Here is a 16,755-nt window from a genome sequence, read left to right as displayed (position 1 = left end):
CATGTTTCCCAAGTGGTTTGACAACTGGAACAAGGACAACCCGACCAACATCTTCGGCCCCGCCATCGCGGTGGGTGTCGCTGGATCGGCGATCTTTGTTGCAGCCATGATCGTGGCATGGGGGCAACCCTTTGCCACGGCCAGCCAGCAGACAGGCCCGCGCGGCACCGGCATGCATGTGCAGGAATTCGTGTCGGACCTCGCCGTCTACCCGGATGTGGATGGCTTCGTCACCTCCGAGCCGGTGGTTCCCACCGCCGACTCGCAGCTTGCGATCGACGTTCTCGAAGGCGTTCCGCCCGCGTTGGCCAATGTCACCGTGGAAAACTACGAACGCCTGCGCGAGGCCATGCGCTCATGGACCGGCATTCCCGACCTTCTGGAACCGGGCAATGACAGCTACCAGACGGCGCTCGCCTACTCGATGATCGAGATGACGCAGAACATCAACCAGAACTGGGCGGGTCACGTTCAGGCCAATGCCGAGGTGGGGGTAACTTGTTATACCTGCCACCGCGGACAGCCTGTCCCGAACAACATCTGGTTCCGCGTCGGGAACGTGAATTCGAACGTGGCGGGATGGCCGGCGATACAGAACCGGGTGACGATGACCTCGAACTTCACCTCGCTGCCCTCGACCTACCTGGAGCATTTCCTGCTTCTGGACGAGAACGGGCAGTATGGCGTCGCGCAGGTCCACGACCTCGAAAGCCGCGTTCAGCAGCAGCCTGGCGATCCCCTCATCCAGCAGGCCGAAATGACCTATGCCTGGATGAATTACTTCTCCAACTCGCTGGGGGTGAACTGTACCTTCTGCCACAACACCCGCGCTTTCTACGATCCGGCGCAGGTGACCCCGCAGTGGGCTACGGCAAGCTTGGGCATCCTGATGGTTCAGGAAACGCTGGAGCAGTACATCCTGCCGCTGGAAACCGTCCTGCCGCCCGAACGGCTTGGCCCGGTTTACGCGGATGTGCCGAAACTGGCCTGCCGCACCTGCCACCAGGGCGAACAGCAACCGCTCAACGGGTTGAACGTGATCCACAACTGGCCCGAACTGGCCGTGGTGGATGACATGCCCGACTACTCGGCCTTCGAGTAGGGCGATGCGGGCCCCGGCCCATATGACATGCGACCGGGGGCGCGGCCTCGCCCCGCCCCCGGTCTCGACCTTTCCTTACGTCCCTTCGTGAGGCTCTCCGCCGCGGGCAGGTTCAGACCCTGCTCGCGGTTTTTTCGATCCCCACCGCCGGTTCGGGAGGACCAGCACAAATGACCGACAGACCCCACACCCCCGTTCTCGACCGTGTCACCCATCCGGCGGATCTGCGCCGTCTGACCGATGCCGAACTGAAGCAATGCGCCTACGAGTTGCGCGCCGAAACGATCTCGGCCGTATCGGAAACCGGCGGGCACCTGGGATCTTCGCTCGGCGTGGTGGAATTGACCGTGGCGATCCACGCCGTGTTCAACACCCCCTATGACAAGCTTGTCTGGGATGTCGGCCACCAATGCTATCCCCACAAGATCGTCACCGGGCGGCGCGACCGCATCCGCACCCTGCGGCAGAAGGGCGGCCTGTCGGGCTTCACCAAGCGGGCGGAATCCGATTACGACCCGTTCGGCGCGGCGCATTCCTCGACCAGCATTTCCGCGGCCCTCGGCTTTGCCATGGCGCGCGAGATGGGGCAGGCGACCGGCGATGCCATCGCCGTCATCGGCGACGGGTCGATCAGCGCGGGCATGGCTTATGAGGCGCTGAACAACGCGGGTCACCTCGGTCGCCGCCTTTTCGTGATCCTCAACGATAATGACATGTCCATCGCACCGCCAACGGGCGCGATGTCGAGTTATCTGGCCAACCTGTCGAAGAATTCTCCGCTGGCGGCCCTCAAGGATATCGCCGACGGCGTTGCGGCACATCTCCCCGAGCCGTTGCGCCAGGGCGCTGAACGAGCGCGGGAGCTGGTCACGGGTCAGCAGCGGTCGGCCACGCTTTTCGAGCATCTTGGCTTCACCTATATCGGCCCGGTTGACGGGCATGACATGGGCCAGCTTCTGAACGTGTTGCGCAGCGCCAAGGCGCGGGCCACCGGCCCGGTTCTGATCCATGCCGTCACCGTCAAGGGCAAGGGCTATGCCCCCGCCGAATTGTCGGATGATTGCTATCACGGCGTGAACAAGTTCGATGTCGCGACCGGTGTGCAGAAGAAATCAACACCCAATGCCCCCGCCTATACCACCGTCTTCGGTGAGCGGCTGAGGCACCATGCCGAAACCGACAGCCGGATCGTCGGGATCACCGCCGCCATGCCCGGCGGCACGGGTCTCAACATCTTGCAAAAGGCGATGCCGGGCCGCGTGTTCGACGTGGGCATCGCCGAACAGCATGCCGTGACCTTTGCCGCCGGGATGGCGGCGGGCGGGATGCGCCCGTTCTGCGCGATCTATTCCAGCTTCTTGCAGCGCGGCTATGATCAGGTCGTCCATGACGTGGCGCTGCAAAACCTGCCCGTCCGCTTCATGATCGACCGCGCCGGGCTGGTGGGGGCAGATGGGCCGACCCATGCCGGGGCGTTCGACATCGGGTTTCTGGCGGCCCTGCCCAACATGACCGTCATGGCCTGCGCCGACGAGGCCGAGATGGTCCATATGATGGCCACCGCCGCCGCCCATGACAGCGGCCCCATCGCGCTGCGCTATCCGCGCGGCGAAGGCACCGGCGTTCCCATGTCCGAGGAGGGTGAAGTGCTGGAGATCGGTCGCGGCCGCATCCTGCAACAGGGGCGCGACGTGGCGATCCTGAGCTTCGGCGCGCATCTGGCCGAAGCGACCGATGCCGCCCGCGCGCTCGAGGCGCGGGGCCTGTCCGTCACCATCGCGGATGCCCGGTTCGCGAAGCCCCTGGATACCGACCTCGTGGATCGCCTCGTTGCGGGCCATGCCGCCCTGATCACCGTCGAACAGGGCGCGATGTTGGGGTTCGGGGCCATCGTGCTGCACCATCTGGCCGCCACCGGGCAGCTGGATCGCGGTGTCGCCATCCGCACCCTGCACCTGCCCGACCGCTTCATCGATCAGGCGAGCCCCGCCGAGATGTATGAGGATGCGGGCCTTTCCGCACAGCAGATCGCCGATGCCGCCTTGTCGGCGTTGGGCGTGGCAAGTCTGCAAGGAAAAGCCCGCGCCTGAGGGGCGCGGGCGTGACCGTCGAAAGTCCGGACAGTCAGGCGTGCTGGAAAATGACCCCGGCATGGTCGCGCAGGTAGATCTGCAACCACGGGGTAAAGCTGCGCGGCGTATCGATCACCGCGCGCATGAGATCGGGCAGGGGTTGCCAGATCGTATCCATCACCTCGTCGGGATTGGGCGCGGGTTCCTGCCCATCGGGCATTTCGCCCACAAAGATATCCACAACTTCATGCTCGATCAGACCCCCGCCCACATCGGCGCGATATTCGACCGTATCGCGGAAAACCAGCGGAATTCCGGATATTCCCAGCTCCTGGTCCAGCCGCCGCGTGGCGCAGTCCAGCGCAGGTTCACCCCAATGGGGATGGGTACAGCACGTATTCGCCCACAACCCTGGCGTGTGATACTTTCCCATCGCTCGCCTTTGCAGCAGAACCCGGTCCCCGCGCATCAGGAAAACCGAAATCGCCTTGTGCCGGATGCCCTTTTGATGGGCTTCCAACTTTTCCACCGGGGTCAATGTGCCGTTCACCCAGGCCGGGATCATCTCGGTCATACGCGTGTCGCGGGCACGAGGCCCGTCAAATGGGCAAGGTTCTTGATACCGATCTTGATATGGGCGAGCGGCCGCGCCTTGACCAGTTCCTTGTTCATATAGGCCTCGAAGGTCAGGCGCTGCACGTCGATGTCATGGCAGAGCGACACGAACCGTTCGCGGCGATCGTCGGACTTGTAATAGGCGTTCTGCATCGCGCCCAGCACCTTGAAGACCGATTTGTGCTCGCGCATGAACAGCTTGCGCGCCAGTTGCAGGTCCTTGATCATGCCGGTCTGCAGCTTGGTTGCCGCAGCAATGGCCGCAACGCGCCCGCCCACCATGGCGTAATAGATGCCCTCGCCACTCGACGGCGCCACGACACCGGCGGCATCGCCTGCCAGCACCACGTCGCGCCCGTTGTCCCATTGATCCAGCGGCCTGAGCGGGATCGGCGCGCCCTCTTTGCGGATCGTCTTGCAATCTGTCAGGCCGCTCGCCTCGCGCAGATCGGCGGTGGCCTTTTTCAGATCCACCTCTTTCAGGAAACTCCCCATCCCGATGCTGGCCGATTTGCCATGCGGAAAGACCCAGCCATAGAAATCCGGGCTGATGCGGCCATCATAAACCACGTCGCAGCGATCGGGGTGATAGTCGCCGCGCGGCCCCGGGGCCTCGACGATCTCGTGATAGGCGATGACATAGGGGATCTTGTCGCCGTCCTTGATCTCGGTCCGGGCGACGTTCGACCGCGCGCCATCGGCCCCGATCACAAGCTGCGTGGTCAGCTGCCGGTCCTCGCCCGTCGCCTTGTCGCGGTAATGGACATGGGTGCCGTCGCTGTCGCGCGTGATCTTGGTATATGTGCCGGTTACGCGCTCCGCGCCCGCCTCCTGCGCACGGACCCGCAGGAATTCGTCGAAATGCTCACGGTCCACCATGCCGACAAAGCCGTTCTCGATCGGGATGTCGACGCGGCGGCCCGTGGGCGAGATCATCCGCGCGGTCGTGATCTTGGCGACAAGCTGATCCTCGGGGATCTGGAAATCGCGGATCAGTCGCGGCGGGATCGCGCCGCCACAGGGCTTGATCCGCCCCGCCCGGTCGATCAGCGCCACCTTGTGTCCCGACCGCGCCAGATCCTCGGCCGCCGTGGCACCCGAAGGGCCACCGCCCACAACGACGACATCGTATTTCATGGTCATTCCCCCGGTACGGTCGCGCGGGTCCCGGGCGACATGGATATCCTGCCCTCCATCACCCGCAGGGCCATCAGGGCCGAGGCGAGATAGAGAAGCGCTTCGATCGAAAAGACGGCACCAAAGGCACCGGCATCATCCATCATCAGGCGCGCGACATCGACCAGCGCGGCCCCTGTCAGCCCGCCAAAGCCCGCGGCGATGGCTTGTGCCGCCCCCCACAGGCCCATCCGCGTGCCTTCGCGCGCGTCGCGTCCTTCGCCGGCCAGCGCCATCATGCTGCCGATGGCCGCCACCGCGAACATGCCGTTGAAAAAGCCCAAGCCGATCACGGCGGGAAGCAGCGGCGCCCCCGGCCCGATCTGGCCCAGCATCGACACCCCGATCAGCGCCGCCGCCGACCCGATGCAGCCCACCACCACCCATGTCTTGAGCGTAAACAGCCGCAGCGCCGTGCCCGCCACACCGACCACGACCATCCCAAGGAAGACGCCGCCATTCTGCGCCCCCGACAGCGTGGTCGACTGCCCCGGCGTGAAGCCGAAGACGAGGCCGGAATAGGGCTCGAGGATCAGTTCCTGCATGAAATAGGCGGTCATGCTCAGGAATACGAAAAGCGTGAACATCCGCGCCTTGGGTTCGGCCCAGACCTCGCGCAGCCCCTCGAAGAAAGGCGCGCTCGGGCCCTGCGGCCGCGCGACGACCCGGCGTTCGATGCCCCGGACCGCGACACAGGTGAGGACAAAGGCCCCCAAGATGACGACGCCCACAACCTCCATCAGGCGCAGCGGCGTGTAGGGGTCAAGGAACTGGCCCGACACGCCCGCCGTCATCGCGATGCCGAAAATCATCATCAGCCATGTGATCGTCGCCGCCGCCGGTCGCCGTTCGGGCGCTGTCGCCGTGGCAAGCAGCGCAAGAAGCGAGGTGCCGGATGCCCCGACGCCGACCCCGATGGCCGCATAAGCCAAGATCGAAACGATCAGACCCAGTGCCGCCTGCGTCTCCATCAGCACGACACCCAAGGCCGCCGACATGCCACCAAGCGCAAGGATCGCCATACCACCGATGATCCAGCGCGTGCGCTTGCCCCCGGTGTCGGATTTGTAGCCCCATTGCGGGCGCGTGATCTGGATGCCGTAATGCAAGGCGACCAGCGCGCCGGGCAGAACGGCAGGCAAGGCCAGTTCCACCACCATCAGCCGGTTCAGGGTCGAGGTCGTCAGCACCACGATGGCCCCAAGCGCCATCTGGACAAGGCCAAGGCGCATGATCTGGAGCCAGCTGAGCGTCACGGCCACGCCTCCAGCGTACGAACGGCAAAGGCCGTGACCATCATGCCCGAGACGTAAAGCGTGACGCCGACCCCGTTATACCACGGCGCCTTGCCCTTGGGATCGCGCAGCAGAACCTGCATCGCGTAGCCTTGCGCGATCAGCGACACCGCGATCACCAGCCCATGAACCGGGCGGTCCCAGACGAAGAACAAGAGCGCGAAAACGATCACTTGCGGCACGGCCATCACGACACAGGCCAGCTTTGCCGCGCGCTCGGGGCCCAGCGTGACGGGCAGGGAATTGACCCCCATCTGCCGGTCGCCTTCCAGCGCCTTGAAATCGTTGAGCGTCATGATGCCATGCGCGCCGATGCCATAGAGCAGGGCGACGATGACCACCGGCCAACCCGGCGCGCCCATCGACAGGACGGCGGCGCCCGTGAACCACGGCAGGCTCTCATAGGACAGGCCGACCAGACCCGGACCCCACCAGCCCGACCGCTTCAGCCGGATCGGTTCGACCGAATAGGCCCAGGCGGCGGCGATGGCGACCAGCGTCGCGCCGAAGCCCCAGGGGCCAAGCGCCAGACCCACGACAGCGGCCAGCGCCGACATGGCGATGGCGATCCACAGGCCCCAGCGGCCCGGAATGCGCCCTGACGGGATCGGGCGATGTGGTTCGTTGATGGCGTCGACATGCCGGTCGCACCAATCATTGGCGGCCTGGCTCATGCCGCAGACGATGGGGCCGGCCAGAACCACGCCCAATATCACCGCAAGCCAATGCCCTGACGGTGAAACCCCGGCCGAAACCGCGCCGCACAGATAGGCCCACATCGGCGGGAACCACGTGATGGGTTTGAGCAGCGTCAATACCGCCCGCGGCTCGGGCAGAGTGCGGTTGGATGTCGGCTTGGTGAGGTCGGTCGTTACACTCATAAGTGTAAACATAGCCTGACAGTCTACGAGTCGGCAAGTGTAAAGGCTGGTGGACGCCGCGCCACGCGCGTCGTTCACAAGTCAGCTTTTCGGGAAGGTGCGGGCCGTATCAGCCGCCGCGGTCGTTCTTGTTCAACAGGCCGTACTTGCGCAGCTTGACGTAGAGCGACTGGCGCGACAGGCCCAGCATTTCGGCGGCAGCGACGCGGTTGTTATCCGTCAGCTCCACCGCCGTCTCGATGCACATCTTCTCGACCACGTCGGTGGTCGCGGCGACGATATCCTTCAACGGGGCAGACCCGACAAGGTCCATCACGTTGCGCATGGCGTCGTCAGAGACAGGCCCCGGCCCGGGTATGACCGAGGCCGAGGGGTCGCGCACCACCTCCATCCGCGACGTGTCGCGAATGACGAAGGCAAAGCCGGTGATGCCGTTGCTGTTGAGGTGCGTCGCAGACATTTCCACCGACAGCTGCGATCCGAACGCCCCTTCAAGCCGGGTCGCGTACATCCGCATCTTGCCCGCCCGCGTGGCATTGTCGGTCAGGACCTTCAGGTCGACACTGCCGCGCGACAGGAACTCGGACAGGGACTTGCCCTTCACCTCGTTCGAACTGCCCACCTCGGTCAGGTTGAGGAAGGCGTCGTTGACCGCCCGGATCGTCCCGATGGCATCGGTGATGACGATGGCGTCCGGTCCCTCACGGAACAGCTGCGCCAGCGTGCTGGACAATTCGGCGGCCACCGTCTCGGCGCTTTGCGCGGTCTCGATCCGGCACAGAAGCGATTTGTCGCCCGCCGCGCGGAACACGATCGGGTGGATCGCCACGTCCAGCTTGCCGCGCCGCGTCTTGACCGGCACCGGCCCGCTGGAATCGTCGGTGGCGGCCAGAACCAGCCCCTCGATGAATTCGCCCCTGCGGCGTCCGTCGAATTCCTGGGTAAAGGCGCTGCCGGTCAGCGCATCGGCATCCGCGCCCAGAACCTGCGCCGCGGCGGCGTTCAGATCGACGATCCGCCCCGAGGCGACATCGACCAGCACCAGCGCATCGCGCGACGCCTCCATGATGACCCGGTAGCGCGTTTCGTAATCGCGATGAGTCTCGTAATCCTTCTCCAGCGCCAGCTGCGCCTTGACCAGCCGGTGCTGAAGCTCGGCGATCGGGCGCAAGTCGCGGCCCAGCATCAAGATGATGTCGGGATTGCCGGTGTTGTGCAGCGTGTAGCGGATCGGGAATTCCCAATTCGCATTGTCGTAATGGTTGACCTCAATGGCATCCACCGCGCCCTTCTTGCCGGCGCGATAGGCTTCGAGCTGCGTTTCCAGCTTGGACAGGCTGTCCTCGGCCATGAATTCGCGGATGTCGCGGTCTTTCCAGTGATCCAGACGCCCCAGCGTCGGGTTCAGCGGGTTCACGATCACCGATTTCACGGTGCCCCGCGTATCGAGCACGATGGCAAGATCCGCTGCGGTGGTGACGATTTCGTTGAACTGCTCCGGCCCGATGGCCGGAGCGGACGGCTGACCCAGAAAATCCGATCCGCGCGTGTTCATGCGATCCATGCCCCTACCGCCGTTCCTGTCGGGTGCCGACATTCCCGGACGTTTCAAGTGACGGGGCCTCCCACCCCGCTTCTACAAGCCCGCATTTCCGCAACGCCGTGCCCGCATCGCGCGCGGTGTGGTCTGCTCCGGTAATGGCGAGAACATCGACGTCCCGGTCCAGAATGGAACCACCAATGAAAACGGGCGACGTCCGCGCAACGGTAAGCCGGATTATGTCCACCAATTCCCTTGCCGACGCAAGGGTTCTGCGCCCCGACGCGGTGATCCCGATCATGGCGTAACGCCGTTTGCGCAGCCGTTCCGCGATCTGGCGCGGATGTTGATCCATGGCGATATCGACCCTGAATCCCATTCGCCGCCATTGGTCCGCCAAAACGAAGGCGCCAAGGGTGTGATGTTCGGGCCGCGGGATGATCAGCAGGATCACAGGCGCGCTCTCGGGGATCTTCTGGCGGCTCTTGTCGTGCCAGCCCAGCGCGCGCACCGCTTCTTGCAGCCGTGCGGTGCCGATGGTCACATCCGCGAAACTGATCTGGTCGCCCGCCCAACGCTCGCCCATCAGGCGCGCGACCGCGGGAATGATATGGTCGATGATGTCATCGGCCGACACGCTGTCCTGCCGCAGGCGCAGCAGCATCTCGTGGCGCTGATCCTCGTCGGCAGCGACGAAAGCATCCAACAGCTGTTCCAGCCGCCGGGTCACTCCGTCGTTCCGGCCGTTGCCGTTGGCGGCCAGCACGGCAATCGCGCGCCGCGCCAAAAGCCGCACCTCGGCACCGTCGGTCGCGAGGCTCGTCGTCGCCTTGTTATGCGAGTCGTCTTTCATGTGATGCCACCGCTTGCGCCCCCCTCCGACGTCTTTCTATGGCCATGCGTCGGTCGGGCAGCAATTGGCCTGCGCAACTGTCGCGCAAACCGTTCTATATGTCAAAGTAAATTGACAGCACCCCAGCTTCAAGGGGCAGTCACCGAATTCCGAATGCGCGCAACCCAAAAATTATTGGGAAATCCAATACTCACCCCGGTCCTGCCGCACCCGAAATGTCTCTGTCGATGTCCATTTAAGGTGTAAGTTTTAGTTGACACTCTCCTGCTCTGGGGGCTAGTTTTTCCCTATCGCCCAGAGGAATCGACATTCGCATGACCAGCGAAACCCTGACATCTTCCCCGTCACGGCAGCTTTACACGCCCGAGGAACGCGCGCGGCGCGATGCCACGATCTGGACAACCGTCCAGGGCGTGCTCGCCCCGGTTCAATTTCTCGTCTTTCTCGTGTCGCTGGCTCTCGTGCTGCGTTTCCTGCTCACCGGCGCGGGCTATGACGCCGCGACCTGGTCGATCATCGCCAAGACCGCCGTGCTGCTCACGATCATGATCACCGGCGCGATCTGGGAAAAGGTCGTCTTCGGCCAGTACCTCTTTGCCCACGCCTTCTTCTGGGAGGATGTGGTCAGCTTTCTCGTGATCGCCCTGCACCTCACCTATGTCTGGGCGCTTGTCGCGGGCTGGTCGCATGCCGACCAGATGTGGATCGCGCTCGCCGCCTACACGGCCTATGTCATCAATGCGGCGCAATTCGTCTGGAAACTGCGCATGGCCCGCCTCGACGCGGAGGGCCGCCTGTGAACCGCCCCGCCAATATCCCCGCCAGCACCTGCCGCGATGCGCCCATCCTCAAGGAGCGCGGCCAGCGCGAGGTGTTCTGCGGCCTGACCGGCATCATCTGGCTGCACCGCAAGATGCAGGATGCCTTCTTCCTTGTCGTGGGCTCGCGCACCTGCGCCCACCTGCTGCAATCGGCCGCCGGCGTCATGATCTTCGCCGAACCCCGCTTCGGCACGGCCATCCTCGAGGAAACCGATCTGGCCGGCTTGGCAGATGCCAATGACGAACTCGACCGCGAGGTCGCGCGCCTTTTGTCCCGTCGCCCCGACATCAAGCAGCTCTTCCTCGTCGGCTCCTGCCCGTCCGAGGTGATCAAGCTCGATCTCGCCCGCGCCGCTGAACGGCTGACCCAAATCCACGCGCCCCATGTGCGCGTGCTGAACTATTCCGGCAGCGGCATCGAGACGACCTTTACCCAAGGCGAAGATGCCTGTCTCGCTTCCATGGTTCCCGTCCTCCCCGGGACGGAAGACCGCGAGCTTTTGCTCGTGGGTGCCCTGCCGGATGTTGTCGAGGATCAGGCCGTCGATCTTTTGACCAAGATGGGCATCGGCCCGATCCATGTCCTGCCCGCCCCGCGCAGCGCGGATGCGCCCGGGATCGGGCCGAACACGGTGTTCGCCTGCCTTCAGCCCTTTCTCGGCGATACTGCCGCCGCGCTCGAACGGCGTGGCGCGCGGATGATCCAGGCACCCTTCCCCTTCGGCGAAGAGGGAACGACGCTTTGGCTCAAGGCCATCGCCGATGAATTCGGCGTCGATGACGCGACTTTCGACGCCGTGACGGCAGCCCCCCGCGCCCGCGCGCGGACGGCCATCGCCAACGCTTCCGAACATCTGCGTGGCAAGTCGATCTTCTTTCTGCCCGACAGCCAACTGGAAATCCCGCTGGCCCGGTTCCTGACCCGTGAATGCGGCATGGTGGCGGTCGAGATCGGCCAGCCCTTCATCCACAAGGGCCTCGTCGGCCCCGACCTCGACCTGATCCCGGCCGGTCCCACGATCTCCGAAGGCCAGGATGTCGAAAAGCAACTCGACCGCGTGCGCGCCGCCCGTCCCGATCTGACCGTCTGCGGCCTTGGCCTTGCCAACCCGCTTGAGGCAGAGGGGCTGACGACCAAATGGGCGATCGAACTCGTCTTCACCCCGGTCCATTTCTACGATCAGGCCGGTGATCTGGCGGGTCTCTTCAGCCGCCCTCTGCGCCGCCGTGCCCTCCTGAAATTGGAGGAGCGCGCGTGAAACTCACCGTCTGGACATACGAAGGCCCGCCGCATGTCGGCGCGATGCGCGTTGCCACCGCGATGAAGGGTCTGCATTACGTCCTGCATGCGCCGCAGGGCGACACCTACGCCGACCTGCTTTTCACCATGATCGAACGGCGCAACCACCGCCCGCCGGTCAGCTACACCACCTTCGAAGGGCGCGATCTGGGCGAGGATACGGCTGGCCTGTTCAAACGGGCCTGCCAAGACGCCTATGACCGGTTCAAGCCGCAGGCGTTGATCGTCGGCGCCTCTTGCACCGCCGAACTGATCCAGGATGATCCGGGCGGGCTGGCCGAAACCATGAACCTGCCCGTTCCCGTCATCGCGCTGGAACTGCCCAGCTACCAGCGCAAGGAAAACTTCGGCACCGACGAGACCTTCTACCAGCTCGTCAAGGCGCTGGCCGGTCCTGTCGAAAAGACGCCCCATATCACCGCCAACCTGATCGGCCCCCTCGCGCTGGGCTTCCGCCACCGCGACGACATCGAAGAGGTCAAGGCGCTCCTCGAAGAGATGGGGATCGGCATCAATGTCGTGGCCCCCTTCGATGCGACGCCCCATGACCTCACCCGGCTGGGCGCGGCCCACATCAACATCCTGATGTATCCGGAACATGCCGAAACGGCGGCCCGCCACATGGAGCGGACGCTTGGCATTCCCTTCACGAAAACCGTCCCCATCGGCGTCGGCGCCACCCATGATTTCGTGGCCGAAGTGGCCCGGATCTGCGGTGTGGAGCCGAAAAAGGATCTGTCCCGCCTCCGCCAGCCGTGGTGGTCGAAATCGGTCGACAGCACCTACCTGACCGGCAAGCGAGTGTTCCTGTTCGGTGACGCCACCCATGTCCAGACCGCCGCCCGCATCGCGCGCGACGAGATGGGCTTCGAGGTCATCGGCCTTGGCTGCTACAACCGCGAATTCGCCCGGCCGATCCGTCAACTGGCCAAGGAGTTCGGCCTCGAGGCGCTGATCACCGACGATTACCTTGAGGTGGAAAAAGCCATCGAGGATGCCGCGCCCGAGATGATCCTCGGCACCCAGATGGAGCGCCATATCGGCAAGCGCCTCGGCATCCCCTGCGCCGTGATCTCGGCCCCCGTCCATGTTCAGGATTTCCCGGCCCGCTATTCCCCCCAAATGGGCTGGGAAGGCGCGAACGTGATCTTCGACACCTGGATCCACCCGCTGGTCATGGGGCTCGAGGAACATCTTCTGGCGATGTTCCGCGAGGATTTCGAGTTCCATGACGAGGCCGGCGCCAGCCACCACGGTGGTCACGCACCCCGCGCCGTGGAGGGGGGCCAGCCCCCCGTCAGCGAAGCTGACTCCCCCCGGAGTATTTCGGAATCAAAGACGGACATGCCCGCGCCCGTGGAAACCGGCACCGATGTCATGGTCTGGCTCGCCGATGCCGAGCGCGAATTGAAAAAGATCCCCTTCTTCGTGCGCGGCAAGGCCAAGCGCAACACCGAGAAATTCGCCGCCGAACGCGGCGTCACCGAAATCAGCGTCGATACGCTTTACGAGGCCAAGGCCCATTATGCGCGGTGATGGCGATCATATCCCCGGCTACCGGGTCGTGATCGTCACGCTGGACAGCCACGCGGCGGGTCCGGCGGCGCGGGTCAGCGCACGACTTGCGGGCGAGTTTCCGGGGCTGAACGTTTCCGTTCACGCCGCCGCCGAATGGGCCGAGAACCCCGCCGCCTTGGAAGAGGCACGGATCGCCGTGCGCCATGGCGACATCATCGTTGCGAACCTTCTGTTCATCGAGGAACACATCACCGCGATCCTGCCCGACCTGCAGGCGCGGCGCGATGCCTGCGACGCGATGATCGGCGTGATCTCGGCGCGCGAGGTCGTCCAGCTGACCCGGATGGGCGAGTTGGACATGATGAAGCCGGCCACCGGGCCGATGCGCCTTTTGAAAAAGCTGCGCGGGTCCAAGGAACCTTCGGCCAATTCGGGCGAAAAGCAGATGAAACTGCTGCGCCGCCTGCCCAAGATCCTGAAATTCATCCCCGGCAAGGCGCAGGATCTGCGCGCATGGTTCCTGACCATGCAATACTGGCTGGGCGGCTCCGACGACAACGTCGAACAGATGGTGCGGTTTCTCGTCGGCACCTATGCAAAGGATCGCGCCCTCAAGGGCGCCAAGGCCGCGGCCCCCATCGATTACCCCGAGGTCGGCCTCTATCACCCCGATCTGCCCGGCCACCGTATCACCACCGATGCCACCACCCTGCCGCAGCCGGAAAACCCGGTCGCGACCGTGGGGCTGATGATGATGCGCAGCTACGTGCTGGCCTCCGACACCGCGCATTACGATGGCGTGATCCGGCGGATGCAGGCGGCGGGGCTTGCCGTGATCCCGGCCTTTGCCGGCGGTCTCGACGGGCGGCCCGCGATCGAGGCCTATTTCACCGGCGGTCGCATCGATGCGCTGGTGTCGCTCACCGGGTTCAGCCTGATCGGCGGGCCCGCCTATAACGACAGCGCGGCCGCGGTCGAGGTGCTCAAGGGGCTCGACCTGCCCTACATCGCCGCCCATGCGCTGGAGTTTCAGACGCTGGGCCAATGGGCCGAATCGGGTGGCGGTCTGGGGCCTGTCGAAACCACCATGCTGGTCGCCCTGCCCGAGATCGACGGCGCGACCAACCCCACGATCTTCGGCGGACGCCACAGTGCCGATGGCTGCCACGGCTGTTCCTACAATTGCCCGCGCGCCTCCGACACCAAGGCGATGGCGCCCTGTCTCGAACGCATCGACAGCCTCGTGGAAAAGACCCGCCGGATGGCTTTGTTGCGGCGCAAGGCGAATGCCGAGAAAAAGGTGGGCATCGTCCTCTTCGGCTTCCCGCCCAATGCGGGCGCGATCGGTACCGCTGCCTATCTCAGCGTGTTCGAGAGCCTGTTCAACACGCTGACCCGGATGAAGGCGGATGGCTACGCGGTCGAGGTTCCGGCAAATGTCGACGACCTGCGCGCCGCGATCCTGCATGGCAATGCCAAGCAATACGGCCAGGAAGCCAATGTCGCCGCCCACGTCGATGCCGACACGATCGTCCGCAACACCCCGCCCCTCAAGGCGATCGAGGCGGTCTGGGGCCCCGCACCCGGCAAGGTGCAATCGGATGGGCGCGGCGTGTTCATCCTCGGCCAGCATTTCGGCAATGTCTTCGTGGGCGTCCAGCCGACCTTCGGCTACGAGGGCGACCCGATGCGCCTCCTGTTCGAGCACGGCTTCGCCCCGACCCATGCCTTCACGCAGTTCTACCTCTGGCTGCGCAACACATGGTCCGCCGATGTGCTGCTGCACTTCGGGATGCATGGCGCGCTGGAATTCATGCCGGGCAAGCAGGCGGGGCTGGGCGCGCGCGATTGGCCCGACCGGCTGATCGGCGAGGTGCCGAACGTCTATCTTTACGCCTCCAACAACCCGTCCGAGGCGACGCTGGCCAAGCGCCGCTCGAACGCGGTGACGATCACGCATCTGACGCCGCCCTTGGCCTCCGCCGGTCTCTACAAAGGTCTTTCCGAACTGAAGGACAGCCTGACGCGCTGGCGCTCGCTTGCCCCCGATGCCCATGAACGCGACGATCTGGCCGCCCTCATCGCCACCCAGGCCGAGGCGGTCGATCTGACCGAACGCGATCCCGACAAGCTCTGGCTGACCCTTCTGGAAACCGAAGACGCCCTGATCCCCGACGGTCTGCATGTCGTGGGCCGCCCGATGGCCGAAGCCGAATTGCAAGAACACCTGCGCGTCATGGCCGAGACCGACCCCGACACCCGCAAGCGGATCGAGCATCTGCTGCGGCAGGAAACGGAGCTGACCGGGCTGATGCGCGCGCTCTCGGGCCATTACATCGAACCCGTTCCGGGCGGCGACCTGATCCGTTCGCCCGAGGTTCTGCCCACCGGGCGCAACATCCACGCCTTCGACCCGTTCCGCATGCCCACCGCCTTCGCACTGCAGGATGGCGCGAAACAGGCGCAGCGGCTGATCGAAGCGGCCGGGGAATTCCCACGGTCCATCGCGCTGGTGCTCTGGGGCTCGGACAATATCAAATCCGATGGCGGCCCAATCAGCCAGGCGCTCGCGCTCATGGGCACCAGACCGCGTTTCGACGGATACGGGCGGCTCTGCGGCGCCGATCTGATCCCCCTCGCCGAACTGGGCCGCCCGCGCATCGACGTGGTGATGACCCTTTCGGGCATCTTCCGCGATCTGCTGCCGCTCCAGACCCGGATGCTGGCCGAAGCCGCCTACAAGGCCGCCACCGCCGATGAGCCGATCGAGATGAATTTCGTCCGTGCCCATGCGCTCGACTACGCCGCGCAGATGGGTGTCGGCATGGAGGAAGCGGCCCTTCGCGTCTTTTCGAATGCCGAAGGGGCCTATGGCTCCAACGTCAACCAACTGGTCGACAGCGGCGCTTGGGGTCAGGAGGACGAACTGGCCGACGCCTATCAGGCGCGCAAGTCCTTCGCCTATGGCATGGACGGCAAGGCGCACAAGAACGCGGGCCTCCTTCAGGCGGCGCTGAAAGATGTCGATCTGGCCTATCAGAACCTTGAATCGGTCGAACTGGGCGTCACCACGGTCGACCATTACTTCGACACTTTGGGCGGTATCTCCCGCGCGGTGAAACGCGCCAAGGGCGGGGTCGAAGCGCCGGTGTTCATCGGCGACCAGACCCGGGGCGAGGGCAAGGTCCGCACCCTCAAGGAACAGGTCGCGCTTGAAACCCGGTCCCGCAGCCTGAACCCCAAGTGGTTCGAGGGGCTGTTGAAACACGGCCATGAAGGCGTCCGCCAGATCGAGGCGCAGGTGACCAATACGATGGGCTGGTCCGCGACGACCGGGCAGGTCGACCCGTGGGTCTACCAGCGCCTGACCGAAACCTTCGTGCTTGACGAAGACATGCGCCGCCGTCTGGCCGCGCTGAACCCGCAGGCCTCGGCCCGCATGGCCAACCGCCTGATCGAGGCGTTCGAACGGAATTACTGGCAACCCGATGAGGCCACCTTGGCCGCGCTTCAGGCTGGCGCGGACGAGCTCGAGGATACGCTCGAGGGTCTCAACGTGGCCGCCGAATAGGGAAGGACCCG

Annotated in this window: 12 protein-coding genes; 6 read left to right on the top strand and 6 right to left on the bottom strand. The window is 64.8% G+C overall.

The window, feature by feature from the left end:
- Position 1: 1 nt before the first annotated feature.
- Together pufC and dxs are read left to right on the top strand one after the other, a co-directional pair.
- A complete protein-coding gene (gene pufC / locus QQK63_RS06030) occupies positions 2-1,102 on the top strand; it encodes a photosynthetic reaction center cytochrome PufC (RefSeq protein WP_277825471.1) in 1,101 nt (366 codons plus the stop codon).
- A 170-nt stretch (positions 1,103-1,272) separates the two neighbouring features.
- The gene (gene dxs, locus QQK63_RS06025) at positions 1,273-3,192 is read left to right on the top strand and encodes a 1-deoxy-D-xylulose-5-phosphate synthase (RefSeq protein ID WP_277825469.1); all 1,920 of its coding nucleotides are present in this window, start codon (positions 1,273-1,275) and stop codon (positions 3,190-3,192) included.
- 34 nt (positions 3,193-3,226) lie between these two features.
- Here the strand turns inward: dxs and idi are convergent, their stop codons facing one another.
- From idi to QQK63_RS05995, 6 genes are all read right to left on the bottom strand, one after another.
- Positions 3,227-3,748: an isopentenyl-diphosphate Delta-isomerase gene (gene idi, locus QQK63_RS06020; protein ID WP_277825467.1), complete on the bottom strand. Its 522-nt coding sequence runs from the start codon at positions 3,746-3,748 to the stop codon at positions 3,227-3,229.
- On the bottom strand, positions 3,745-4,926 hold the full coding sequence (locus QQK63_RS06015) for a geranylgeranyl diphosphate reductase (RefSeq protein WP_277825465.1): 1,182 nt from the start codon (positions 4,924-4,926) through the stop codon (positions 3,745-3,747). Before QQK63_RS06015 ends, idi begins: the two co-directional genes overlap by 4 nt.
- A 2-nt stretch (positions 4,927-4,928) precedes the next feature.
- A complete protein-coding gene (locus tag QQK63_RS06010) occupies positions 4,929-6,221 on the bottom strand; it encodes a BCD family MFS transporter (RefSeq protein WP_277825463.1) in 1,293 nt (430 codons plus the stop codon).
- The gene (chlG, locus tag QQK63_RS06005) at positions 6,218-7,141 is read right to left on the bottom strand and encodes a chlorophyll synthase ChlG (RefSeq protein ID WP_277825461.1); all 924 of its coding nucleotides are present in this window, start codon (positions 7,139-7,141) and stop codon (positions 6,218-6,220) included. The genes QQK63_RS06010 and chlG overlap by 4 nt, the downstream gene beginning before the upstream one ends.
- Positions 7,142-7,250: 109 nt before the next feature.
- Positions 7,251-8,696 carry a transcriptional regulator PpsR gene (gene ppsR / locus QQK63_RS06000; RefSeq protein WP_431312818.1) on the bottom strand — a complete coding sequence of 482 codons (1,446 nt, stop codon included), beginning with the start codon at positions 8,694-8,696 and terminating at the stop codon, positions 7,251-7,253.
- A 13-nt stretch (positions 8,697-8,709) separates the two neighbouring features.
- Positions 8,710-9,534, bottom strand: a complete 825-nt coding sequence (locus tag QQK63_RS05995; protein ID WP_277825457.1) for a cobalamin B12-binding domain-containing protein — start codon at positions 9,532-9,534, stop codon at positions 8,710-8,712.
- A gap of 314 nt (positions 9,535-9,848) precedes the next feature.
- Here QQK63_RS05995 and bchF point away from each other — a divergent pair, with 314 nt between their 5' ends.
- From bchF to QQK63_RS05975, 4 genes are read left to right on the top strand one after another with little or no spacing between them, the layout of a single operon-like run.
- Entirely contained in the window at positions 9,849-10,334 is a 486-nt protein-coding gene (gene bchF, locus QQK63_RS05990; protein ID WP_277825455.1) for a 2-vinyl bacteriochlorophyllide hydratase, read from the top strand.
- The gene (locus QQK63_RS05985) at positions 10,331-11,614 is read left to right on the top strand and encodes a ferredoxin:protochlorophyllide reductase (ATP-dependent) subunit N (RefSeq protein WP_277825453.1); all 1,284 of its coding nucleotides are present in this window, start codon (positions 10,331-10,333) and stop codon (positions 11,612-11,614) included. Before bchF ends, QQK63_RS05985 begins: the two co-directional genes overlap by 4 nt.
- Positions 11,611-13,191, top strand: a complete 1,581-nt coding sequence (bchB, locus tag QQK63_RS05980) for a ferredoxin:protochlorophyllide reductase (ATP-dependent) subunit B (protein WP_277825451.1) — start codon at positions 11,611-11,613, stop codon at positions 13,189-13,191. The genes QQK63_RS05985 and bchB overlap by 4 nt, the downstream gene beginning before the upstream one ends.
- The gene (locus QQK63_RS05975) at positions 13,181-16,744 is read left to right on the top strand and encodes a magnesium chelatase subunit H (protein WP_277825449.1); all 3,564 of its coding nucleotides are present in this window, start codon (positions 13,181-13,183) and stop codon (positions 16,742-16,744) included. The genes bchB and QQK63_RS05975 overlap by 11 nt, the downstream gene beginning before the upstream one ends.
- Positions 16,745-16,755 lie beyond the last annotated feature (11 nt).

This window comes from Roseicyclus marinus, assembly GCF_030163795.1.
GTDB classification, from domain to species: Bacteria; Pseudomonadota; Alphaproteobacteria; order Rhodobacterales; family Rhodobacteraceae; genus Roseicyclus; species Roseicyclus marinus.
Note: the sequence above shows the minus strand (reverse complement) of the source record. Positions and strands in the feature narration are given on the sequence as shown.